This window comes from Chitinophaga sp. CF118, assembly GCF_900112615.1.
Classification (GTDB): Bacteria; Bacteroidota; Bacteroidia; order Chitinophagales; family Chitinophagaceae; genus Chitinophaga.
In genome coordinates this window covers 309,284-331,892 of record NZ_FOMK01000005.1, presented here as the reverse complement: position 1 = coordinate 331,892, position 22,609 = coordinate 309,284, and the positions used below count along the sequence as shown (strand labels likewise).

General features: G+C 42.8%; 20 protein-coding genes and 1 tRNA gene. 14 read left to right on the top strand and 7 right to left on the bottom strand.

All coding sequences use genetic code 11. The features are described 5' to 3' along the window. The first annotated feature begins 30 nt into the window (after positions 1-30). The 5 genes from BM176_RS21640 (at position 31) to clpX (ending at position 5,369) form a co-directional block, all read left to right on the top strand. Entirely contained in the window at positions 31-1,224 is a 1,194-nt protein-coding gene (locus tag BM176_RS21640) for an MFS transporter (RefSeq protein ID WP_218162257.1), read from the top strand. A 418-nt stretch (positions 1,225-1,642) separates the two neighbouring features. After that, positions 1,643-1,724 (top strand) — tRNA-Leu (locus BM176_RS21635). 230 nt (positions 1,725-1,954) lie between these two features. Continuing rightward, entirely contained in the window at positions 1,955-3,337 is a 1,383-nt protein-coding gene (tig, locus tag BM176_RS21630; RefSeq protein ID WP_090106532.1) for a trigger factor, read from the top strand. After that, a complete protein-coding gene (gene clpP / locus BM176_RS21625; protein WP_090106409.1) occupies positions 3,327-4,028 on the top strand; it encodes an ATP-dependent Clp endopeptidase proteolytic subunit ClpP in 702 nt (233 codons plus the stop codon). The genes tig and clpP overlap by 11 nt, the downstream gene beginning before the upstream one ends. A 105-nt stretch (positions 4,029-4,133) precedes the next feature. Beyond that, entirely contained in the window at positions 4,134-5,369 is a 1,236-nt protein-coding gene (clpX, locus tag BM176_RS21620) for an ATP-dependent Clp protease ATP-binding subunit ClpX (protein ID WP_090106408.1), read from the top strand. Between the two features lie 131 nt (positions 5,370-5,500). Here clpX and BM176_RS21615 read toward each other — a convergent pair whose 3' ends face one another. Next, a complete protein-coding gene (locus BM176_RS21615) occupies positions 5,501-6,490 on the bottom strand; it encodes a hypothetical protein (protein WP_090106407.1) in 990 nt (329 codons plus the stop codon). Between the two features lie 140 nt (positions 6,491-6,630). Here BM176_RS21615 and BM176_RS21610 point away from each other — a divergent pair, with 140 nt between their 5' ends. After that, on the top strand, positions 6,631-6,825 hold the full coding sequence (locus BM176_RS21610; RefSeq protein WP_090106406.1) for a hypothetical protein: 195 nt from the start codon (positions 6,631-6,633) through the stop codon (positions 6,823-6,825). 309 nt (positions 6,826-7,134) lie between these two features. On the opposite strand, the gene BM176_RS21605 is transcribed toward BM176_RS21610, so the two are convergent. The 6 genes from BM176_RS21605 to BM176_RS21580 form a co-directional block, all read right to left on the bottom strand. Continuing rightward, positions 7,135-8,760 carry an NADP-dependent glyceraldehyde-3-phosphate dehydrogenase gene (locus tag BM176_RS21605; protein WP_090106405.1) on the bottom strand — a complete coding sequence of 542 codons (1,626 nt, stop codon included), beginning with the start codon at positions 8,758-8,760 and terminating at the stop codon, positions 7,135-7,137. 515 nt (positions 8,761-9,275) lie between these two features. Further along, positions 9,276-10,415 carry an acyl-CoA dehydrogenase family protein gene (locus BM176_RS21600; RefSeq protein ID WP_090106404.1) on the bottom strand — a complete coding sequence of 380 codons (1,140 nt, stop codon included), beginning with the start codon at positions 10,413-10,415 and terminating at the stop codon, positions 9,276-9,278. 10 nt (positions 10,416-10,425) lie between these two features. After that, positions 10,426-11,322 (bottom strand): ComEA family DNA-binding protein, encoded by an 897-nt coding sequence (locus BM176_RS21595; RefSeq protein ID WP_090106403.1) that lies wholly within the window; start codon positions 11,320-11,322, stop codon positions 10,426-10,428. Between the two features lie 127 nt (positions 11,323-11,449). Further along, entirely contained in the window at positions 11,450-12,214 is a 765-nt protein-coding gene (locus BM176_RS21590) for an MBL fold metallo-hydrolase (RefSeq protein WP_090106402.1), read from the bottom strand. Then, positions 12,211-12,867 (bottom strand): hypothetical protein, encoded by a 657-nt coding sequence (locus BM176_RS32975; RefSeq protein WP_255373566.1) that lies wholly within the window; start codon positions 12,865-12,867, stop codon positions 12,211-12,213. Before BM176_RS32975 ends, BM176_RS21590 begins: the two co-directional genes overlap by 4 nt. 34 nt (positions 12,868-12,901) lie before the next feature. Beyond that, entirely contained in the window at positions 12,902-14,461 is a 1,560-nt protein-coding gene (locus BM176_RS21580; protein WP_090106401.1) for a T9SS response regulator signal transducer PorX, read from the bottom strand. Between the two features lie 291 nt (positions 14,462-14,752). Here BM176_RS21580 and BM176_RS21575 point away from each other — a divergent pair, with 291 nt between their 5' ends. The 8 genes from BM176_RS21575 (at position 14,753) to BM176_RS21540 (ending at position 22,603) form a co-directional block, all read left to right on the top strand. After that, positions 14,753-15,979 carry an HD domain-containing protein gene (locus BM176_RS21575; protein WP_090106400.1) on the top strand — a complete coding sequence of 409 codons (1,227 nt, stop codon included), beginning with the start codon at positions 14,753-14,755 and terminating at the stop codon, positions 15,977-15,979. Positions 15,980-16,024: 45 nt separating this feature from the next. Continuing rightward, positions 16,025-17,074, top strand: a complete 1,050-nt coding sequence (gene lpxD, locus BM176_RS21570; protein ID WP_090106399.1) for a UDP-3-O-(3-hydroxymyristoyl)glucosamine N-acyltransferase — start codon at positions 16,025-16,027, stop codon at positions 17,072-17,074. A 36-nt stretch (positions 17,075-17,110) separates the two neighbouring features. Continuing rightward, complete coding sequence (locus BM176_RS21565; protein WP_090106398.1) at positions 17,111-18,532, top strand: bifunctional UDP-3-O-[3-hydroxymyristoyl] N-acetylglucosamine deacetylase/3-hydroxyacyl-ACP dehydratase; 1,422 nt, start codon at positions 17,111-17,113, stop codon at positions 18,530-18,532. 2 nt (positions 18,533-18,534) lie between these two features. Next, positions 18,535-19,329, top strand: a complete 795-nt coding sequence (lpxA, locus tag BM176_RS21560) for an acyl-ACP--UDP-N-acetylglucosamine O-acyltransferase (protein WP_090106397.1) — start codon at positions 18,535-18,537, stop codon at positions 19,327-19,329. After that, positions 19,326-19,952: an ABC transporter ATP-binding protein gene (locus BM176_RS21555; RefSeq protein ID WP_090106396.1), complete on the top strand. Its 627-nt coding sequence runs from the start codon at positions 19,326-19,328 to the stop codon at positions 19,950-19,952. Before lpxA ends, BM176_RS21555 begins: the two co-directional genes overlap by 4 nt. A 55-nt stretch (positions 19,953-20,007) precedes the next feature. Beyond that, entirely contained in the window at positions 20,008-21,306 is a 1,299-nt protein-coding gene (locus BM176_RS21550; protein WP_090106531.1) for an MFS transporter, read from the top strand. A gap of 2 nt (positions 21,307-21,308) precedes the next feature. Next, on the top strand, positions 21,309-22,148 hold the full coding sequence (locus tag BM176_RS21545; protein ID WP_090106395.1) for an MBL fold metallo-hydrolase: 840 nt from the start codon (positions 21,309-21,311) through the stop codon (positions 22,146-22,148). A gap of 74 nt (positions 22,149-22,222) precedes the next feature. Next, on the top strand, positions 22,223-22,603 hold the full coding sequence (locus BM176_RS21540; protein ID WP_218162256.1) for a co-chaperone GroES: 381 nt from the start codon (positions 22,223-22,225) through the stop codon (positions 22,601-22,603). Positions 22,604-22,609: the final 6 nt, after the last annotated feature.

The following is a 22,609-nucleotide window of genomic DNA, read 5'->3' as shown; positions in this document are numbered from 1 at the left end:
CTTTGCAGCCGTCATGTAATTAAAAGGGAAATGAATCAACAGCATTTAAAAAAAGCAGATATTGCTTTTATGGCAGCCTGCACAGGATTGATAGTTGCCAACATTTACTATTGCCAGCCACTCGTTGTTTTAATATCAAAGGAGTTTGGCATAAAGGAAAGTATAGCCGGACGGGTTACCTACCTCACTCAAATCGGTTATGCACTTGGGTTGTTATTACTCGTTCCGCTAGGGGATATCCTGGAACGGAAAAAACAAATCCTGTTTACCACAGGTATCACTGTATTGGCATTACTGCTGGCAGCAAAAGCACCAAATTTTTTCGTATTACAGATAGCCAGTGTACTTGTAGGCATCAGCTCTATCATACCACAACTTATCCTGCCGCTGGCAGCCAGTATGGCACCTGAACATAAAAGAGGCAGCGTTATCGGCACCGTTATGGCAGGATTACTGGTCGGCATCCTTGCCTCCCGCTCTTTAAGCGGAGCCATTGGCACCCTTTACGGATGGAGGGAAATGTACCTGATTGCAGCCGGGATCTGTTCGGTACTGCTGGGATTAATGTGGCTTCGTTTTCCTACCAGCACACCTGCCTTTTCCGGAAACTATAAAGAACTGATGGCATCTGTGGCTCATTATGCCAGAACCCAGCCGGCATTACGTCTTGCCGCTTTATCCAATGCCTTATCTTTTGCAGTAGTCAGTGCTTTCTGGGTAACGATGGTACTTTTTCTTTCTGCACCGCCTTTTGGCTTCAAATCTTCAGAGATCGGTCTCTTTGGCATTGCAGGAGCAGCAGGAGCACTGGCAGCACCGCTGGTAGGCAAAATCAGCTATGGGCGGGATCCCGGGAAAACTATTCTCATAGGACTGATATGTGAACTGATCAGCTTTGCTGCTTTCTATTTTACAGGCAGTGGAATTTTCCTCCTGTTGGTGGGTATTATTTTGCTGGATGTAGGACATCAGTCCGCACAGATCATCAACCAGACAATCATTTATTCCATTCTGCCGGAAGCCCGCAATCGTTTTAATACGGTATTTATGACAACAACCTTTATAGGAGGAGCCAGTGGTTCTGCCCTTGGGTTTTTACTCTGGAATATTGGACGATGGCCTGCGGTATGTATAGGCGCTTCGCTTGTAATAATACTTAATGTATTCCTTATCTTCAGATACTATCCTAATAAAACAGGTAATATACAATCAGTAAAAAGCTAGTAAAAAGGCTCATCCTTCGTTCATCCTACGTCTTTTAACGAAGGATGAACGAAGGATGACCGAATCTAAAACCCGTCCCCTCACTGTTTACGGCCTTTTTACAGCCTTTTTGAAGTATATCTGACCAGTATTAGCCCACTTTTCTGATAGTAAATTACCATTTCTGGATTAAGAGTTTGCCTGCCCGTGAATCCTTGATCCCACACTGGATCCGCAACTTATATATACCCATGCCTTCTCTGTGCAACTGGCTTCGCTTTTAAAAGGATTGTAACAGGAGTTGATATATAATAATTTACAATACATCGATTTTCAAAAATCTCCAAAGCACATTTTTTTAATCGATAAATTATAATACCTTTGCAGACCTTTTTCGGCATATTTAAATACTGAAAAGGCAGCTCTTATAAATAGGATCGCGGGTGTGGTGAAATTGGTAGACACGCCAGACTTAGGATCTGGTGCCTCACGGTATGCGGGTTCGAGTCCCTCCACCCGCACAGAATGCTGAATGCAGAACGCTGAATTTAAAATGCTATAAACATAATTAGATGAAGCCTTCTGCATTCAGCGTTTTAACTCATAGCTTACGATCGAACTTTGCCATTTAGGCGCTAAGTCACCAAGTAACTCCCACATAGCTGCCATTCCTTCGTGCCTTTGTGACTTCATGGCAGAAATTTCAAACAAGGAATTATTATTGCTTCATACAAGAACATTTAAAACTATTATGGCAACCGTTACCAGAGAAAACATCGGTTTATTGAATGATAAGATCACTGTGAAAGTGAGCCAGGAAGATTATCTTCCGAATTTTGACAAAGCAGTAAAGCAACTCAGCAAAACCGCCAATATACCAGGATTCCGCAAAGGCATGGTGCCCGTAGGAATGGTGAAGAAGATGCATGGCCAGGCCATTTTTGCAGATGAAATACTTAAAACTGTAGAAAAAGAGCTCACCGGATACCTGCAGAGCGAAAAACTCGAGATCTTCGCACAACCCCTGCCACTGGATAGTGACAGTAAGAATTTTGATCAGTACCAACCAGCTGATTACAACTTCGGTTTTGAAGTTGGTCTGAAACCAGCTTTCAGTGTTACTCCCCTGGAAGCAGGCAAAACTACTCTCACCCGCTATAAAATAAAAGCTACTCCTGAAATGATCAACGAAGAAGTTGAGCGTTTACAGATGAAGGGTGGTAAAATGAGCGAGCCTGAAACAATCACTTCTGAAGAAAACGTGCTGAACGTAGAATTCGAAGAAAGTGATGCACAGGGCAATGTGATAGAAGGTGGTATCAAAAAAGACAACTCTCTCCTGTTAAAATATTTTTCTTCCCCAATCCAGGCACAACTGCAGGGTAAGAAAAATGGCGACACTATCGTATTCCAGCTGGCTACTTCTTTTGAGGGCGACAAACTGGGATGGATTCTGAAAGATCTTGGTTTTGACGAACACGATAAAGAAGCTGCACAGAAATACTTCAAACTCACTGTTACCAAAGTGGGTCTGATAGAAAAGAGAGAGCTGAATGAAGAATTCTTCAAAGAGATCTATCCTGCAGATAGCATCACTACTGAAGAAGCTTTCCGTGAAAAATTGCAATCAGAAATAGAAAAATACTGGGATTCCGAAAGCAGGAACCATTTGCACAACGAATTATTCGAAGTGCTGGTTCACGAAACGCCTATAGAACTGCCCAAAGATTTTCTGAAACGTTGGCTGCAAACCGGCGGTGAAAAACCAAAAACCGCCGAAGAGGCTGACAAAGAATATCCTGGTTTTGATCATCAGTTGCGCTGGACACTCATCAGCGATAAACTGATCCGCGAAAATCAACTGGATGTTTCCTTTGATGAACTCAAAGAAAGCGCCAAACAGAAAGTTATGGGCTATTTTGGTGGCGCTGCAGCTACTGATGGTGCTGACTGGCTGGATAGCTACCTGGAGCGCTTGCTGCAGGATGAGAAATTTGTGGATCAAACCTATCGTGAAATGGTGACGCAAAAACTGTTTGACTGGGCAGAAAATAAGGTAAATGTAAAGCAGGAGGAAATTACCGCCGAAGAATTTGCTAAATTACCCAATAAACATCATCATCATGAACATTAATAACGAATTCAGGAAATATGCCATCCAGCATAGAGGGATCAGCAGCCTGGTAGTAGATAGCTATACGCGTCATCAGATTAACGCCTTAACACCAAATATCATTGAGGAACGCCCAATGAATATGGCAATAATGGACGTTTTCTCTCGTCTGATGATGGATCGTATCATTTTCATGGGAGATCCCGTGAATGACTATGTAGCGAATATCGTTACCGCTCAGATGTTGTTCCTGGAATCTACAGACCGTACCCGTGATATTCAGATGTATATCAACAGCCCCGGTGGTAGCGTTTATGCAGGTTTAGGTATCTATGATACCATGCAGATCATCGCTCCTGATGTAGCAACTATCTGTACAGGTATGGCAGCCTCTTTTGGTGCCGTATTGCTGGTAGCTGGTACAAAAGGCAAGCGTACTGCTCTTAAACATGCAAGAGTAATGATTCACCAGCCTCATGGTGGAGCAGAAGGACAAACATCCGATATCGAAATCACAGCACGTGAGTTCGTTAAGTTGAAAAAAGAACTGAACGAAATCATTGCCGGTCATTGCGGCCAGCCCGTTAAGAAAGTGGAAAAGGACTCTGACCGTGATTACTGGATGACTGCTGACGAAGCTAAAGAGTATGGCATCATTGATGACGTACTGAGCAAGCACCCAAGAAAACAGCAGGAAAATAATCCTCAATAATATTTAATTCAAAAGAAGATAAGAAGGGAAAAAGGGCACCGTGTACTATGCGGAGTACCCTTTTTCCCTTCTTCCTTTGCCCCTTTTATCGTACATTTGTAAGCTATGAAAGAGTCCAAAATACGTTGCTCATTTTGCAACCGCTCTAAAGATGAAGTGCAGATACTGATTGCTGGTGCAGAAGGCCACATATGTGAGAACTGCGTAGCAAATGCTCAGGAAATCATAGAGCAGGAGCTATTTCAGCAAGCAGGCAAAAAAGCGCCTTCCCACTTTGTACCCAAAGTGTCTAAGCCGGTGGAAATAAAGAAATTCCTGGACGAATACGTAATTGGCCAGGATGATGCTAAAAAGATTCTGGCAGTAGCCGTATATAATCACTACAAACGCCTGAATCAGCAAGTTGGTGATGATGATGTGGAAATTGAAAAATCCAATATTATCATGGTGGGCGAAACCGGTACAGGTAAAACCCTGCTGGCTAAATCCATCGCACGTTTGCTGAATGTGCCCTTTACCATCGTAGATGCTACTGTATTCACAGAAGCAGGTTATGTAGGTGAAGATGTGGAAAGTATCCTGACCCGCCTGCTGCAGGTATGTAATTATGACGTGGAAGCTGCAGAGCGTGGTATCGTATATATTGATGAGATAGATAAAATTGCCCGTAAAAGCGATAATCCATCTATCACCCGCGATGTAAGCGGCGAAGGTGTACAACAGGGCCTATTGAAGCTCCTGGAAGGTACAGAAGCGCTGGTACCTCCACAGGGCGGTCGTAAACATCCAGAACAGAAACTGATCAAAGTAAATACCCAGAACATTCTGTTCATTTGTGGTGGAGCTTTTGATGGGGTAGATAAAATCATCAGCCGCAGAATCCAGACGCACTCTATCGGGTTCACTGTCAACAAAGAAAAAGAAGAAGAAAACAAAAAACATATCCTGCGTTATATCAACTCACAGGATCTGAAAGCTTTTGGTCTTATTCCTGAATTGCTGGGCCGTTTACCTGTAGTTACCTATCTGAATACTCTGGATACCGAAGCACTGAAAGCGATCCTTACAGAGCCTAAAAATGCCCTGTTAAAGCAATATAAGAAGCTCTTCATGGTAGAGAACATAGAATTCTCCATAGAAGACAGCGCTATTGACTACATCGTAGAAAAAGCACTGGAATATAAACTGGGTGCACGTGGTCTCCGTTCCATCTGTGAAGTGGTGCTGAGTGAAGCCATGTTCAACCTGCCTTCTTCCAATGAAAAAACTTTTGTACTTACAAGAGCATACGCAGAAGAGAAATTAGGCAAGTCAACACTGGTGCAGCTGAAAGTAGCATAAGATATAAGATCCTTAATAAAAGAATAGGGTGTATCATCAATGATGGTACACCCTATTCTTTTAAGATATTTCTCTTTTACAGTTGTCCCGTTATTGTTATGATTAATAACAATTGAATTGATATCTCCCTTTTACAGTTGTTTGGTTATAACAACTGAATGATCCGGAAATCCTTTTCCCGTTATCAGGTATTTATAAATATTATGTTTTCTGTCCTCACAGGTGATCGCAAATGCAAATTCTCCATAACTGTTTTTATCAGGAAACGTCACATTAAAATTGATATCATCTCCATAGATACAGGTATCCGGCATTGATCCGCCAAATGTCACATCTGTCTTCATTTTATCTATAGCCGTGAAATAGACAAGTTCTCCCTCATTTTTCAATTTAAAATCAAACATCGATCCGGCAGCACCCATGAGTGAATATGTCAGTACAGGCTCTCCCAACCTTTTGATCTCTTCCAGATGAAAAGTGCCCAATCCGAATAATGTGGTATCAAAGCGATTTTTGTTGTCTGCCATTTTCTTCAGCGTACTTTTATTCACCCATACCGGTGGAAAGTTCTTAGTAGTGTCTTCAAGTAATGCCATTATCTCAGGCACTTCGCTTGTTCTTGGTTCCATTACAGCTGCAGACAGTAATACTGCTTTGTCGTTTGCTCCTATCACCTTCGCATATTGTCTCCGCTCACCGGAAAACCGATAATAATCTTCGGTAGCAGGATGCATGATCATTCCTTCTTTTTCTTCATACTCTTTTTCTATGCGTGCTTCATACCTTACGCGACTGGCATAGCTGTCATACATATTGTAAAAGTAAAAGAAAATAAACCCGGCTATGATTAAAAGCGGGCCCGCAAAAGCGGCCAGACCAGAAGTCCAGGAATAAGGGATGGCATTGAGCCGCTGCTCCAGTGCCGGATTGATCTTATACAACTTCCCGTCTCTTGACCTCGCGCTCCAGGATAACTCAAATGGGAAGAATGGGATCCAATAAAGATGGGCGTATCGCTGTGTCAGTTCAAAATGCCTGATATCTGACTCTGAAGTGAAAATACCAACTTCATGCAGCTGTACCTTCTTTCTGCAATAGTTATTATGTCCATATATGATCATGAGATATAGGGTGTAGGTTCCTACAAATATAATCAAATTAATAATATACATAATACGTATATCTGCTCTTACTGATCATCAGCCATTTATTTCCTCCTTTTTTCAATTCTCAGTACCTTTAATCCTCAAGCTATTAAATTATGGATCTGTTACAAGAATTAAAAGACAAAGCTGGCCTTACTAATGAGCAGGCAGTAAAAACTTTCGAAATACTAAAAGAATATGTAAGTGGTAAAGTACCAAGCTTTCTGGCTGGTACAGTGGAGAAATGGTTTAATGATATTGAAAAGAGAGCTGGCGAAAGCAACAAAGAGAACGACTTCCTCGAACACTAGAAAATATTGACTGTGCAGGCATTACATGCACAATTGCACTAAAGTAAAAAGCATCCTGGTTGAGAGGATGCTTTTTTTTGCGTAGAAATTTTTCGAGTGTCTGACTTGTTGAAGGTTGATAAATGGTAAAGAGTGATGAATTAACCCAAATTTAACGTTCTTCATTGAATATTCCATCACACTAACGGGTTAATACTCATTTTTTTCGTAAAAAAAACAATCAATTACAATACATTATCAAATTTACGAATGGTTAAATAATTAGTTAATAATCCCGTATCTCTCTTTTTCAACCTAATAGTATCTTGCTTAAAAGATATATTTTGTTGACAAAAAGTTAGATTTCTGGTCACTTATGATCTTATTCAACAATTTTTTATTCTCTTCTGTTTGCTTTACTGCCACCATTGTGCGAATAGAAAATGCACGCAATGCATCCGGAACACTTAATGTACCTTCTGCAGAATCCTTGCGACCGGTAAATGGAAAAATATCCGGGCCACGCTGACACTGACAGTTGATATTTACTCTGCTCACCTGGTTCACCAGCGGATCTATCAGTGATGCCAGTTCATCGGCATCATTGGAGAACAGGCTCACCTGCTGACCATGATCAGAATGAATCAGGTATTCTATCGGCGTTTCTATATCATCAAAAGGCAATACCGGAATAACTGGTCCGAACTGCTCTTCCCTATACAGCTTCATCTTTTCGTTCACCGGGTATAACACTGCCGGATATACAAAAGATTCAAAAATAGTACCTCCGTTTTCATTCATCACCTTCGCTCCGTTAGCCAGCGCATCTTCAATACATTCCTTTAAATAAGCAGGTTTCTGTGGCTCAGGCAGCGGCGTCAGGAACACATCCTTTTCCCAGGGCATGCCCGGTTTCAGCTTCCCAACAGCTGCACTCAGCTTTTCCAGGAAAGCATCTGCCACCAGTTTATGCACAAAAATGATCTTAATAGCTGTACAACGCTGACCATTAAACGATAATGATCCCAGCACGCATTCTTTCACAGCAAGGTCCAGATCGGCCTTATCAGTGATAATAGCGGCATTCTTGGCATCCAGTCCCAGAATAGCACGTAACCTGTTCACTTTAGGATGCATCTTCTTCAGCTGGTTGGCCACTTTGCTGCTGCCTATCAGGGTCAGTACATTGATATTACCGGATTCCATTAATGGTGCAATGATCACATTACCACGTCCGTAAATAGTATTTACAACGCCTTTTGGAAAGCAGGTACGGAATGCTTCCAGCAATGGATAGTGCAATAAAGTACCATGCTTCGGAGGTTTGAAAAGGATCGTATTCCCCATAATAAGTGCGGGAATCAACGTGGTAAACGTTTCATTAAGCGGATAGTTGAACGGTCCCATACAAAGTACCACACCCAATGGCGACCGGCGGATCTGCCCGATAATTCCCTGCTCTATTTCAAAACGGCTGGAATTACGGTCAAGATCCTTCAATGCATCAATTGTACTATTAATATACTCTATGGTACGGTCAAATTCTTTAACGGAATCTCCATAAGACTTTCCAATCTCCCACATAATTAACCTTACCACTTCCTCCTTTTTTTCGATCATCTTACCTGTGAATTTCTCCATACAGGCAATTCTTTCGGCAACAGGCATGGTAGGCCATTCTCCACGGCCATCATTATATGCCAGCAACGCAGCATCCATGGCTGCTATAGCTTCTTCTTGTCCGGCCAGGGGATAGGAACCGATTACTTTCCTTTGAAGTCCTTCGGCTGTTTGTATACAAATGGGTGAGAGTACCGTATGTACATCTCCGTTCCAGGGTTTCATTTCACCGCCAGATAAATACTCCCGCTGGTGAACTTCCGCGGGCAGCTGATATTGAGCCGGAATGGCATCTGCCTTAGGGTACATCTGATGTAATTGCTCTGCAAAATTCATGACATGGTTTTATGTACTGAAAGATAAGAAGTTTTAAAAAAGTTATTGGGGTTATAAATTTGCGCTTTCTACTAATTTTAAGTGTGTTGTTACTAACATATTTAGCTATACGTATTGATAGTTGACAGTGTTTTCTCTTGTTAACCGGGGAAAGTATATAGAACTGCTGATAAAGTGTGATTGTAATTGTCCGTAAATACACTGCGTCTGCCTGTTTAGTTCCCTGATTTAGCTTTGGGATGTGATTTTAGATCTGGTCTTTATTGTGCTTCACCGGGTCATCACGGCAGACAAGGTGTATTTATGGACAATTACAATCCATGCCCGGGTCATACCTCCCCCTTTTTGTTAGTGCTAAAACCCCTCTCCTCCTTATCAGATTCATTGCGTTTCACCTAAGCATCACGGCGGATAAGGTGTATTTATGGACAGCAGGTGTATTTATGGACAATTAAAAAAAAGATCCGGTCCTTAACAGAACCGGATCATCCAAATTGTATTATATAGCTAAAAAGTTATTTCAATGCTTCTCTGGCAATAACCAGCTTTTGTATTTCTGATGTGCCTTCACCAATAGTACACAACTTGGCATCACGATAAAACTTCTCTACCGGAAAATCTTTCGTATAACCATATCCGCCAAAGATCTGCACAGCTTCATTGGCAGCTCTCACCGCCACTTCAGACGCATAATACTTTGCCATAGCAGCATGTTGTGTTACTTTCTTGCCCTGCGTTTTACCTGCTGCTGCCTGCATGGTGAGCAGTTCTGCAGCCATAATCTCCGTAGCCATATCTGCCAGTTTAAAGGAGATACCCTGAAATTTGGAAATTGGCTGATCAAACTGATAACGCTCCTTAGAGTATTTCAGGGCTGCTTCATAAGCACCTTTGGCAATACCGAGTGACAATGCAGCAATCGAGATGCGGCCACCATCCAGTACTTTCATGGACTGAATAAAGCCGTCTCCCGGTTTCCCCAGCATATTCGCTGCTGGTATGCGGCAATTATCAAAGATCATTTCTGCGGTTTCAGAAGCTCTCATCCCCAGTTTATTCTCTTTCTTGCCACCGCTGAAGCCTGGTGTGCCTCTTTTTACCACAAAGGCGCTCATTCCATGACTGTCACGTACATTCCCGGTACGGGCAATTACTACGGCCAGGTCTCCACTTTTACCATGCGTGATCCAGCATTTGGTACCATTCAATACCCACTCATCACCATCCTTTTGGGCTACGCATTTCATGTTCATTGCATCAGAGCCGGTGTTGGGTTCTGTTAGTCCCCAGGCGCCTATCCATTCTGCACTGGCCAGTTTGGGCAGGTATTGCTGTTTCTGTTCTTCTGTTCCAAACTGTAATATGTGGCCTGTACACAGGGAATTATGTGCAGCTACACTTAGTCCGATAGCTCCACAGATTTTGGAGATCTCACTTATTACGGTAACATACTCCAGGTATCCCAGTCCGCTGCCACCGTATTGTTCTGGTACGAGTACGCCCATTAATCCCAGTTCTCCCAGCTGTTTGAATAATTGCACCGGAAATGTCTGGGTTTCGTCCCATTCCAGTACGTTTGGTTGAATGTGCGTTTTGCCAAAGTCGCGGATCACCTGTGTGATCTGTTGCTGCATTTCTGTAGGCTCAAAGTTCATAATGGGGACTTTAATTTATTGTTTTGATGTATGGTTCAAGTTTACGATAAATCTTATCATCTACCAATGGTATGGCAAGAAGCTCATCAGCCTGTTTGAAAGGCCCGTTGCTATTGCGATACAGTACTATCAGACGCGCCAGTTTGTAGTGTATGTATGGATGTTGGGCCAAAGACCGCTCATCCAGATGGTTGATATCAAGAAATTTTAGTGAAACCTTATTCAATTGCAGCGAAGCTTGAATTTTCACAAATGTGCTATCTGGCAAACCGTATGTTTCTCTTACCTGGCTGATGTCATAAAAGCCGCCCAGCTTATCTCTGAATCGTATAATGCGGCCTGCAAGCACTGGTCCTATTCCATTCAGGGATTCCCATACGGCAGAATCTGCCTCATTTATATCAATCACACGTGCTTTCGTCACTACCCGCTCGCGCTCCCATTTTATAGCCTGGGTTCTGTATTCAGATCTGCTCAGCGAATCCCGTTCAGGGACTGTGATTTGTATATAAGGAGCCAGTTTCGCGAACATATCTGACGGAAAACCATAAATCCGCAGCAGGTCTTCCTTTTTCCTGAATACCCCGCCTTTTGCGCGATAGTGCAGTATCGTTTGTATATTACGGGGAGCCACTCCCAGTTTTATCCAGCCTTGCTCTGATAATCTATTAGGATCAAAACTGAACAAAATCCCCTTTGTTGCAGGTGCTGTTTTCACAACATCAGTTGTTTGTAAAGGCATCCATGCCTGTGCAAGAGTATCATCGTCTGCAATAACCGGGGGATAATAATATTCCCATGCAGCAGGTATGGAAACACAGATACTGATTAAAACCAGCAATGTGGTAATACCAAGTCTTTCCTGCCGGGAAAAGGAAAAGTATGTTTTCCAAAATGTCTGCTTCATGGGTTAACTTAACTGCTAAAGGGCGGCAAGTTATGGCATAAATAAAAAAAGTTCAGTTAATAACCAGTTAATTATCGTTCAATATCCAGTTGGTAATCAGATCAGGATCGTTATTATTCTTAGTTAATTATAGCTCTATTTCCAGCCCATCATAAGCCAAAGCCATACCGGGAGGCAGTTCTGCCGAAACTTCATCATGCAGACCCAGCTGGTGGCTGATATGCGTAAAATATACCTGGGGAATAGCCAGTTCACGGGTTAAAGCAATGGCTTCGTCCAGTGTAAAATGAGAAATATGTTTTTCCCTTCGCAGCGTATTCAGCACCAACACTTTAGAACCACGGATTTTCTCTTTTTCCTCTTCTGAAATGAAGTTGGCATCCGTTATATAGGTGAAGTCACCAAACCGGAAGCCCAGTACAGGCATCTGGTGGTGCATCACCTTTACAGGCAGGATGGTCAGTCCGTTCACATCAAAGGGGCTACCATCAATTGTTTTAAGGTTCATTTCCGGAACACCCGGATATTTATGTTCTGCAAATGCATAGGAAAACTCCCGTATGATTATTTCCTGTGAAAATACACTGGCATAAATGTCTATAGATCGTTTCTGAAAATAATTGAACGCACGGATATCGTCCATCCCGGCAATATGATCTTTATGAGAATGAGTGATCAGTACCGCTTCAAGGTGTTTTACGTTTTCCCGCAACATCTGGTAGCGAAAATCCGGTGTTGTATCTACCACAATGTTTCCGGCTCCTGTTTCAGATACCATAATACTGCTGCGCAACCGTTTATCTTTTGAACTGGTTGAAGTACAAACCTGGCAGCCACAGGCTATTACCGGTACTCCATGGGAGGTTCCTGTTCCTAGAAAAGTTATTTTCAATTCTCTGATGATTGTTCAGGTGAAGGTTTTTCCTTTGCAGATTCTTCATCTGCCGGAGATTCGTGGGTTATCGTTTCTGTAGAGGATGTTTCTACATCATCACTGGCCGTCGGAGATTCCTGGCTCGTAGTTTCTGTAGTAGATGTTTCTACATCATTACTAGCCGCCGGAGATTCCTGGCTTGTACTTTCTGTAGTAGCTGTTTCTACATCGTCACTGGCCGCCTGAGATTCCTGGCTTGTACTTTCCGTAGTAGCTGTTTCTACATCATCACTAGCCGCCTGAGATTCCCGGGCTGCCATTTCCACTGCTTTATTACTGGCAGCGGCAGCCTCTGTAGCAGCGGCTTCCGCTATTTCTTCTGCCGCTTCTGCTGCCTGAGCTGCATTTCTGTTATCCACTATTTGCCGGTATAACTTCAGTGATTCTGCTGTCAGCAACGTTTCATCTATCTGCATGGTGGATAATATATCCAGCAGGGAATTGATACGTCCTTCCAGGTTCAGGAATTTATTGACCACCACCACTTTCTTATGTTCCAGCACACAGTAGCCCGAGTTGAACGTACCTTTTTCAAAACGCAGTTCATACTTGATCTCGCTAAAGATCTTTTCAAGACGTACCAGGTTATTCGGTGTGACTTTAAAGTTCATGCAGCAAAAATAAGGAATCGCTTCAAGTAGTTCACTACTTACTCACCAGTCTTGCTACTGGCACAATTACTTCTTCCAGGGAAATACCTCCATGTTGAAAAGTATTACGGTAGAAATTCGCGAAATAATTATAATTATTCGGGTAACACAGATAGCCATCTTCCTTTGCAAAGATATAGGAAGAGTTGACGTTTGGTCTTGGCAGTCCGGCTTCACGCGGGTCACGGAAGGCAAGGACTTCCTTATCATTATAGTTCAGGTTACGTCCGTGTTTGTAACGCAGATTTGTTGTTGTTTGTTTATCGCCGATCACCTTTACCGGTGTTTTCACACGCACATTTCCGTGATCTGTAGCCAAAATAATATTGATTTTCTTATCCGCAATGCGTTTCAATGCCTGGTGCAATGGAGAATGTTCAAACCAGCTGGCGGTAATAGACCGGTAAGAAGCCTCATCCCCTGCCAGTTCTTTCAGTACTTCCATTTCTGTACGTGCATGACTGAGCATATCCACAAAATTATACACGATCACATTGATCGGATATGCCATCAGGTTATGAATATTGTTTACCAGGTGCTGGCCGTCGTTGTGTGTGGTCACTTTAGTATAAGAGAAGCGGGTATCCATTTTCAGGCGGTATAGCTGATCCGCGAAAAACTCTTCCTCATGCAGGTTTTTGCCCCCATCTTCATCATCATTCTTCCATTGTTCCGGGAAGTCATGTTCAATATCTATTGGTAGCATACCTGCAAATATGGCATTACGGCTATATTGGGTGGAAGTGGGCAGGATGCTGTAAAAAGTATCTTCATTCACCAGCCTGAAAGATTCCATGAAGATGGGCATGATAGCTTTCCACTGGTCCAGCCGCAGGTTATCTATAATAATAAAGAAATTAGGCACTTCGCTGTCCAGGTTCGGTACTACTTTTTCCTGGAACAGGGTATGCGACATCACAGGCGCATCTTTACTCTTTGGGCCTACCCAGCTGGCATAATTGCGGCCTATATATTTGGCAAACTCTGTATTCGCTTCTGCCTTTTGCATGTTAAGAACTTCCAGCATTTCCGGGCTGTTTGTCTTGGCCATCTCCATTTCCCAGTAAACCAGTTTCTTATAAATGTCCATCCACTGGTTATGATCCGGGTTGGAGCTCAATGCCATGAACAGGGAGCGGAACTCCTGCTGATAGGCGGTAGTGGTCTTTTCGGCCACCAGTCGTTTATTATCTATAATTCTTTTAAGCGATAGTAATACCTGGTTTGGATTTACAGGTTTAATCAGGTAATCAGTGATTTGTGAGCCGATAGCCTCATCCATCACGTTCTCTGCCTCATTTTTTGTGATCATCACCACGGGGATCTGCTGATCTATTTCTTTGATCTTGGCCAATGTTTCCAACCCTGTAATCCCAGGCATTGACTCATCCAGCAACACAACATCTATTATCAGGGATTTCTCTTTCAGAAATTCCAGTGCATCATAACCATTGGTCAGCGCAGACACTTTGTACCCCTTATTCTCAAGGAACATGATCTGCGATTTCAAAGATTCTATTTCGTCATCAACCCAGAGTATATTTATTTGACTCATGCAAGTATAATATTATGATATGGTGAAATTTAAGGTCCAATTTACTCAAGTTAACATTCTATTTGGTCAAAAACCGTTTCCCATAGCCAATTGAGGCACAATTAATTGTTAAAAAGCACTTGGGTTTCTTTATAATATTCAAATATTAGTATTTTTAATCATAAAATTACGAAAAGGGGAAAAATGAGAAGAAAATAGGGGAACTTTCATTCTCCATCGTCTATACATTAGAAAAAGTTACAGATAATAAATCCTTAACGTAGCTTTGCTAAGCTAAAGGAGAAACGGTAAATGGCAGAACGCAAGCGTAAAATTGTAAACGATCCGGTGTATGGCTTCATTACGATAGATCATCCACTAATCTTTACCTTAATTTCACATCCTTACTACCAGCGTTTACGCCGGATTCATCAGATGGCATTGGCTCATCTGGTATACCCAGGTGCAATGCATACCCGTTTCCACCACAGCATGGGGGCTTTTCACCTGATGAGTTGTGCATTGGCAGAACTGAAAAGTAAAGGAGTAGATATTACGGAGGAAGAGGAAATTGCTGCCAAAATGGCTATTCTGCTCCATGATATAGGTCATGGGCCCTATTCCCATGCCCTGGAAAACGGTATTATAGAAGGCGTATCCCATGAAAAAATCAGCCAGTGGCTGATGAAAGAGTTGAATAAGGAGATGGATGGGGCATTAACATTAACAATAGATATCTTTAACGGGCGTTATCATAAAACTTTTTTACATCAGCTGGTTTCGAGCCAGCTGGACGTTGACAGAATGGATTATCTGAACCGGGATAGCTTTTATACCGGAGTATCAGAGGGAGTAATAGGCTACGACCGTATTATAAAAATGCTCACCGTGCATAATGGTGAGTTAATGGTGGAGGAAAAAGGGATTTATTCAATAGAAAAGTTCATTGTAGCCCGCCGATTGATGTATTGGCAGGTTTATCTGCATAAAACCGTGCTCAGCGCGGAGAATATGCTGGTAAATATCCTGCGGAGAGCAAAAGAACTGGCATCAAAGGGGGTAGAACTCTTTGCCTCTCCTGCTTTGCAGTATTTTCTGTACAATACCGTCACTGCGGCTAACTTTGAAGAAGAACCAACCTGTCTCCAGAAGTTCTGTCTACTGGATGACTATGATATTATGGGGGCGATCAAGGTGTGGGTACAACATGAAGACAAAGTACTCTCCCTTCTCTGTAACTGGCTTATAAACAGGCATTTATTTAAATGCATGCTTAGTAATGTGGATTTTGGTGCAACAACTATTCAGCAATGGAAACAACGGGTGGAAGAGCAATACGGTATAACTGGCAAGGATTTGGATTACTTTGTTTTTACTGGAATGGCCAGCCTGAGCGCATATAATATTAATACAGAAAAGATTAATATTCTATTCAAAGACGGGACTGTGAAAGACATTTCCTCTATCGAGAATGCACTGGTAAGCCATACACTGGCTATACCCGTAAAAAAATTCTACATTTGTCATCCTAAAATCTAGGCGCCGTTAAAGACAAAGCTTAGGTAACTATATCAATTTATAACTATGCAGTTTAGCGCATTACAATTGGCTACCATGTTGGATGGTAAGCTGGAAGGCAACCCGGACGTAAAAGTGAGCAACATCGCCAAGATTGAAGAGGCCGGTGAGGGGATGCTCAGTTTCATTGCCAATCCTAAATACGAAGAGTTCATTTATACTACAAATGCTTCCATACTGATAGTAAATGAGAGTCTGGAAACTGAACGGCCTGTAAAATCTACCCTGATAAGGGTAAAGGATGCTTACAGTGCTTTTGCGCTCCTGCTTGAAAAATACAAGCAGATGACAAGTAATAAAACTGGTATCCAGCAACCTTCTCATATTCCGGCATCCGTAAAAACAGGACAGAATGTTTTCATTGGTGCTTTTGCATATCTCGGTGAAAATGTTGTGCTTGGCAATAATGTAAAGATCTACCCCGGCGTATATCTGGGAGATAACGTGACCGTAAATGATGATAGCACCCTCTTTCCCGGTGTAAAAGTGTACGACAACTGTGTATTGGGTAAAAGAGTGATCCTGCATGCAGGTTGTGTGATAGGTGGTGATGGCTTTGGGTTTGCACCTCAGCCCGATGGTACTTATAAAAAGGTACCACAGATAGGAAATGTAATTATTCACGATGATGTTGAAATAGGTGCCAATACCACTATAGACAGAGCTACAATGGGTTCTACTATTATCCGTCAGGGGGTTAAACTGGACAATCTGATCCAGGTAGCACACAACGTAGATGTAGATACCAACACAGTTATAGCGGCACAGACCGGTGTATCCGGCAGTACCAAAATCGGTAAGAATTGCGTAATTGGTGGCCAGGTAGGTCTTGTAGGACATATCCATCTGGCTGATGGCACCAAGATTAATGCGCAGAGTGGTTTATCTAAATCTGTAACAGATCCCAATACTGCTTTAATGGGTTCTCCTGCATTTGATTATAAAAGTTCCTTAAAAAGTCAGGCAATTTTTAGAAATTTGCCCGATCTTGACAAACGCGTTAAGGAATTGGAAGACATGGTAAAACAATTGCTTTCCGTGCGGGAAGGTGTTTAATTGGTATTGTTAGGATAAACACAGTTATATAAGAATATGGAGAATCAACAGTCGCAAAGTCAACACACGATAAATGCCCCTGTTACTATATCGGGTGTAGGCTTGCACACAGGAGCCCATGTAAACATGACCCTCAAACCGGCTCCTCCCGGTTCTGGTATTAAGTTTCAGCGTATAGATCTGCCAGACCAGCCTATAGTGAAAGCCGATGTGGATTTCGTAGTAGATACCGCCCGCGGTACTACTCTTGAATACAACGGCGCCCGCGTTAGTACTATTGAACATGTGATGGCAGCCCTCGTAGGCACCGGTGTAGATAACGTGCTGATCGAAATCAATGGTCCTGAAATTCCTATCATGGACGGTAGTTCACAGCCTTTCGTTGAAATTCTCGATGAAGTAGGTGTGGCTATGCAGGACGCCAAAAAAGTATATTATTCCATAGATACGAATATCACATTCTATGATGATAAGAAGAATGTGGAAATGGTAGCATTACCTGCTATTGATTACCGTATCACTACTTTAATAGATTTTAATTCTCCTGTATTAGGTACGCAGCATGCGAACCTGAACAGTATCCTTGATTTCAAAAAGGAAGTGGCTCCCTGCCGTACTTTCGTATTCCTTCATGAGCTGGAATATCTGATCTCCAATAACCTGATTAAAGGTGGGGACATCAATAATGCCATCGTAATCGTGGATAAACCGGTAAGTGAAGAAGAACTGAAACGCCTGGCCAAAGTATTTGAACGCGAGCATATCAGCGTTGAGCAGCGGGAAGGCATTCTCAATAATATTCAACTGCGTTTCCCTAATGAACCAGCCCGTCACAAACTGCTGGACGTTATCGGAGACCTCGCACTCGTAGGTTATCCTATTAAAGCGCATATCATTGCCAACCGTCCGGGACATGCTTCCAACGTGGAGTTTGCCCGTAAAATCAAGCAATACATCAAGAAGAACAAGCATATCAAAGATGTGCCTGTATACGATCCTAACAAACCGCCGATCTTTGATCTGCCACGTATTGAAAGGACCCTGCCTCACCGCTATCCAATGCTGCTGGTAGATAAGATCATTGATCTGAACGACTCGACAGTAATCGGTATCAAAAATGTCACCTTTAACGAGCATTTCTTCCAGGGTCACTTCCCCAATAACCCGGTAATGCCAGGTGTATTGCAGGTAGAAGCACTGGCACAATGTGGTGGTATCCTGGCACTGAACACCGTACCGGATCCGGAGAATTATGATACTTATTTTATCAAAATCGACAACTGTAAGTTCAAGCAAAAAGTTTTCCCGGGAGATACTATGATCCTGAAAATGGAATTGCTGAGCCCAATAAGGAGAGGAATTGTAGAAATGCGAGGAACTGTATTCGTAGGGAATAAGGTAGTGACAGAAGGAGACCTGACTGCTCAAATCATAAAAACTAGAGACGCTAAAAAATAGCAATGATCCATCCGCTAACTTACATTCACCCTGACGCCAAAGTGGCGCCCAATGTAAAAATCGATCCTTTTACTGTAATTCACAAAAATGTTGAGATCGGAGATGGCACCTGGATTGGTTCCAATGTAACTATCATGGATGGTGCCCGGATAGGTAAAAATTGCCGCATCTTCCCAGGCTCCGTTATATCTGCAATTCCACAAGATCTGAAGTTTGCCGGAGAAGATACTATTACCGAGATAGGAGATAACACTACTATCAGGGAATATGTAACCGTCAACAGAGGTACCAAAGACAAACAGAAAACTGTTATTGGCAACAACTGCCTGATCATGGCCTACAGCCATATTGCGCACGATTGCGAAGTAGGTAACTACTGTGTATTTTCCAATAACACTACACTGGCCGGACATATTACCGTGGGCGACCATGTAGTACTGGCAGGAATGGTAGCCGTTCAGCAGTTCTGTAAAATTGGCGCACACGCCTTTGTTACCGGTGGTTCACTGGTAAGAAAAGATGTTCCTCCCTATGTGAAAGCTGCACGCGAACCATTATCATATGTTGGCGTGAACTCCGTTGGTTTGAAAAGAAGAGGTTTCTCTCTTGAAAAAATCAACCACATCCTGGACATATACCGCGTAATATTCGTAAAAGGATATAAGCTGTCAAAAGCAATCAGCATTATTGAAGCAGAATTTCCTGCCACTGATGAAAGAGATGAAATCTTATCATTCATCCGTGAGTCAGGACGAGGTATCATGAGAGGATATACCTCTCTATCAAATGACGAATGAAGATAACTCTTGACCAGGCAGGTAAGCGTTTCAACTACGACTGGATTTTCCGTCGGGTAACCGCCACCTTTAATGAGGGCGAACGCTATGCTATACTGGGCCCCAATGGTTCAGGAAAATCCACTTTATTACAGGTAATCAGCGGACATATTCATCACAATGAAGGCTCCGTTTTATATAGCACAATGTCGAAAAGACTGATCCCCTCCGATCAGTTTTTCCGGCATTGTGCCATTGCCGCTCCCTACCTTGAACTTGTAGAAGAGTTCACACTCGCTGAATCCCTCCAGTTTCATTTACAGTTTAAACAATTCATCCCGGCCATAAAACCAAAGGATGCAGTCGCGCTGGTAGGACTCGAGAAATCCATGCACAAACAAATCCGTTATTTCTCTTCCGGGATGAAACAACGACTTAAACTTGCCCTGGCCATCTTCTCAGATGTGCCAGTACTCCTGCTGGATGAACCCTGCACCAATCTGGATGCCGCCGGCACACAGCTCTACCAGCAACTGATCACCGAATATGGCGGTAACCGCATGATGATCGTCAGCTCCAATGATGAACAGGAATATTTCATGTGCCCAAACCATATCAATATCCAGGATTATAAAAATACTTAACGCGTAACGTATTCAGCCTTTAATTGTATATTCATCCCCACAATTTGAGATGCATATGCAAACTGCAAGTAAAAAAGTTATTAACGGCTGGGCTATGTACGACTGGGCAAATTCAGTATACAACCTTGTCATTACCACCACATTTTTCCCTATTTATTTTACCGGTGCCACCAGTTCTCATTTCCACGGCAACCGGATTCCTTTCTTTGGAAAATACTTTGTCAATTCTGCACTATACGATTATGCCATGGCAGCTGCTTTCCTGGTGGCAGCCATCGCCTCCCCCATTCTTTCCTCTATAGCAGATACAAGAGGAAATAAAAAAAGATACCTGATGATGTTCACCTGGCTGGGTGCTATCAACTGCAGTGCTCTATACTTTTTCAATGGTGCGAACGTGGAATACGGTGTAATCTGTTTTATCCTGGCTACACTAGGCTATTGCGGCGGACTGGTATTCTATAATTCTTATCTGCCCGAAATAGCCTCGCTCGAAGACCGTGACCGTATCAGTGCCAGAGGTTATGCAATGGGTTATATAGGTAGTGTATTATTGCAGTTGGTAGGGTTTGCTCTTGTGGCATTACAACCTTTTGGCATCAGTGAAGGACAGGCAGTACTGATCACCTTTTTACTGGTAGGCATCTGGTGGGCCGGATTTGCACAGATCACATTTATCCGCCTCCCCGCTACCACACCTACTATAAATGAACATAAAGGCAATGCCTTAACAGAAGGTTTTTCCGAATTACGTAAAGTATATTCCCAGGTAAAACAAATGCCGGTACTAAAGATGTTCCTTCGGGGCTTCTTCTTTTACAGCATGGGTGTACAAACGGTAATGATGGCCGCTACGATCTTCGGCAGTCAGGAACTTCATCTGCCTTCTACCATGCTCATCATCACTGTGGTGGTCATTCAGCTGGTAGCAGTTCCCGGTGCCTGGGGCATCGCGCGCCTGTCTACCCGCTTTGGTAACCTGCCAGTGCTGATAGGAGTTATCTTCTTATGGATAGGCATCTGTGTTGCAGGCTATCGCATGCAAACGGCAAACGATTTCTACCTGCTGGCAGTGGGTGTAGGCCTTGTAATGGGTGGCGTACAATCTCTCAGTCGCTCTACTTATGCGAAGCTGATGCCGGAAACAAAAGATACCGCCTCTTTCTTCAGTTATTATGATGTAACGGAGAAAATCGCTATCGTAATAGGAATGACTACCTTCGGTTTTATTCATGAACTAACAGGTAGTATGCGTAATTCCGTACTGGCTCTGGTGCTCTACTTTGTGCTGGGAGTGATCTGCATTATTGCTGCTTTAAGAAAACAGAAAGGTCTGGCGTTTAAAAACGTATAACCATGAAACTTTACACAATAGATACGGGTTTCTTTAAACTGGATGGTGGCGCCATGTATGGTGTAGTTCCAAAAAGCATCTGGCAGAAACTGAATCCTGCAGACGATAATAATATGTGTACCTGGGCCATGCGCTGCCTGCTCATAGAAGATGGCAACCGTCTGATCCTGGTAGACAATGGCATTGGCAACAAACAGGAAGAGAAATTCTTCCGACATTACTATCTTCACGGCGATGCAACCCTGGACAGCTCACTGGCAAAACATGGCTTTCACCGGGATGATATCACCGATGTTTTCCTGACGCATCTGCATTTTGATCATTGCGGAGGTAGCATTATCCGGGAAGGCGACAAGCTGGTACCTGCCTTCAGGAATGCCACCTTCTGGAGTAATCCGGATCACTGGAAATGGGCTACACAACCCAATGAACGTGAAAAAGCATCCTTTCTGAAAGAAAATATCCTGCCCATCCAGGAAAGCGGTCAGTTGAAATTTATCGAGCAAAGGGAAAACATCTCTTTTACCAATAACATCCAGATCCGCTTTGTTCATGGCCATACCGATGCTATGATGCTGCCCCAGCTGCAATATGGAGATACAACTATCCTCTACATGGCAGACCTGCTGCCCAGTATAGGTCATATACCTATCCCATATGTAATGGCATACGATATGTTTCCACTTACAACCCTGCAGGAGAAAAAACGCTTTTTGCAGGAAGCAGCAGATAATCAATATGTTCTGTTCCTGGAACATGATCCGCTGGTAGAATGTTGTAAGCTACAGATTACAGAAAAGGGTATCCGGGCAGGTGATACCTTTAAACTGTCTGAAATATAATAATATAGTGCCATATTGGCATTATACACGCTACTGCACACATTTTGTACTAGTTGAAGTATAGTACTTATATCATGGCCATACATCTAACACCCGATAATAAATTGAAGAAGCTGATCGTCGTAGGAGATCGAGTTCTGATAAAACCATCAACGCCCAATGAGCGGACTGATAGCGGGCTTTATTTACCTCCCGGCCTCCAGGAGAGGGAAAAAATCCAGCAGGGATATATCATCAAAACAGGTCCGGGATATGCTCTGCCATTACCATCAGAAGATACTGAGTCCTGGAAGCCCGAAGAAGATAAAGTAAAATACATTCCTTTACAGGCAAAAGAAGGCGATCTGGCCATATTTCTAGTAAGTGGCTCTACAGAAGTCATGTACCAGGGCGAAAAATACTTTATTGTACCACAGGGCGCTATCCTGATGCTGGAACGGGAAGAAGATCTATAGTAGCAT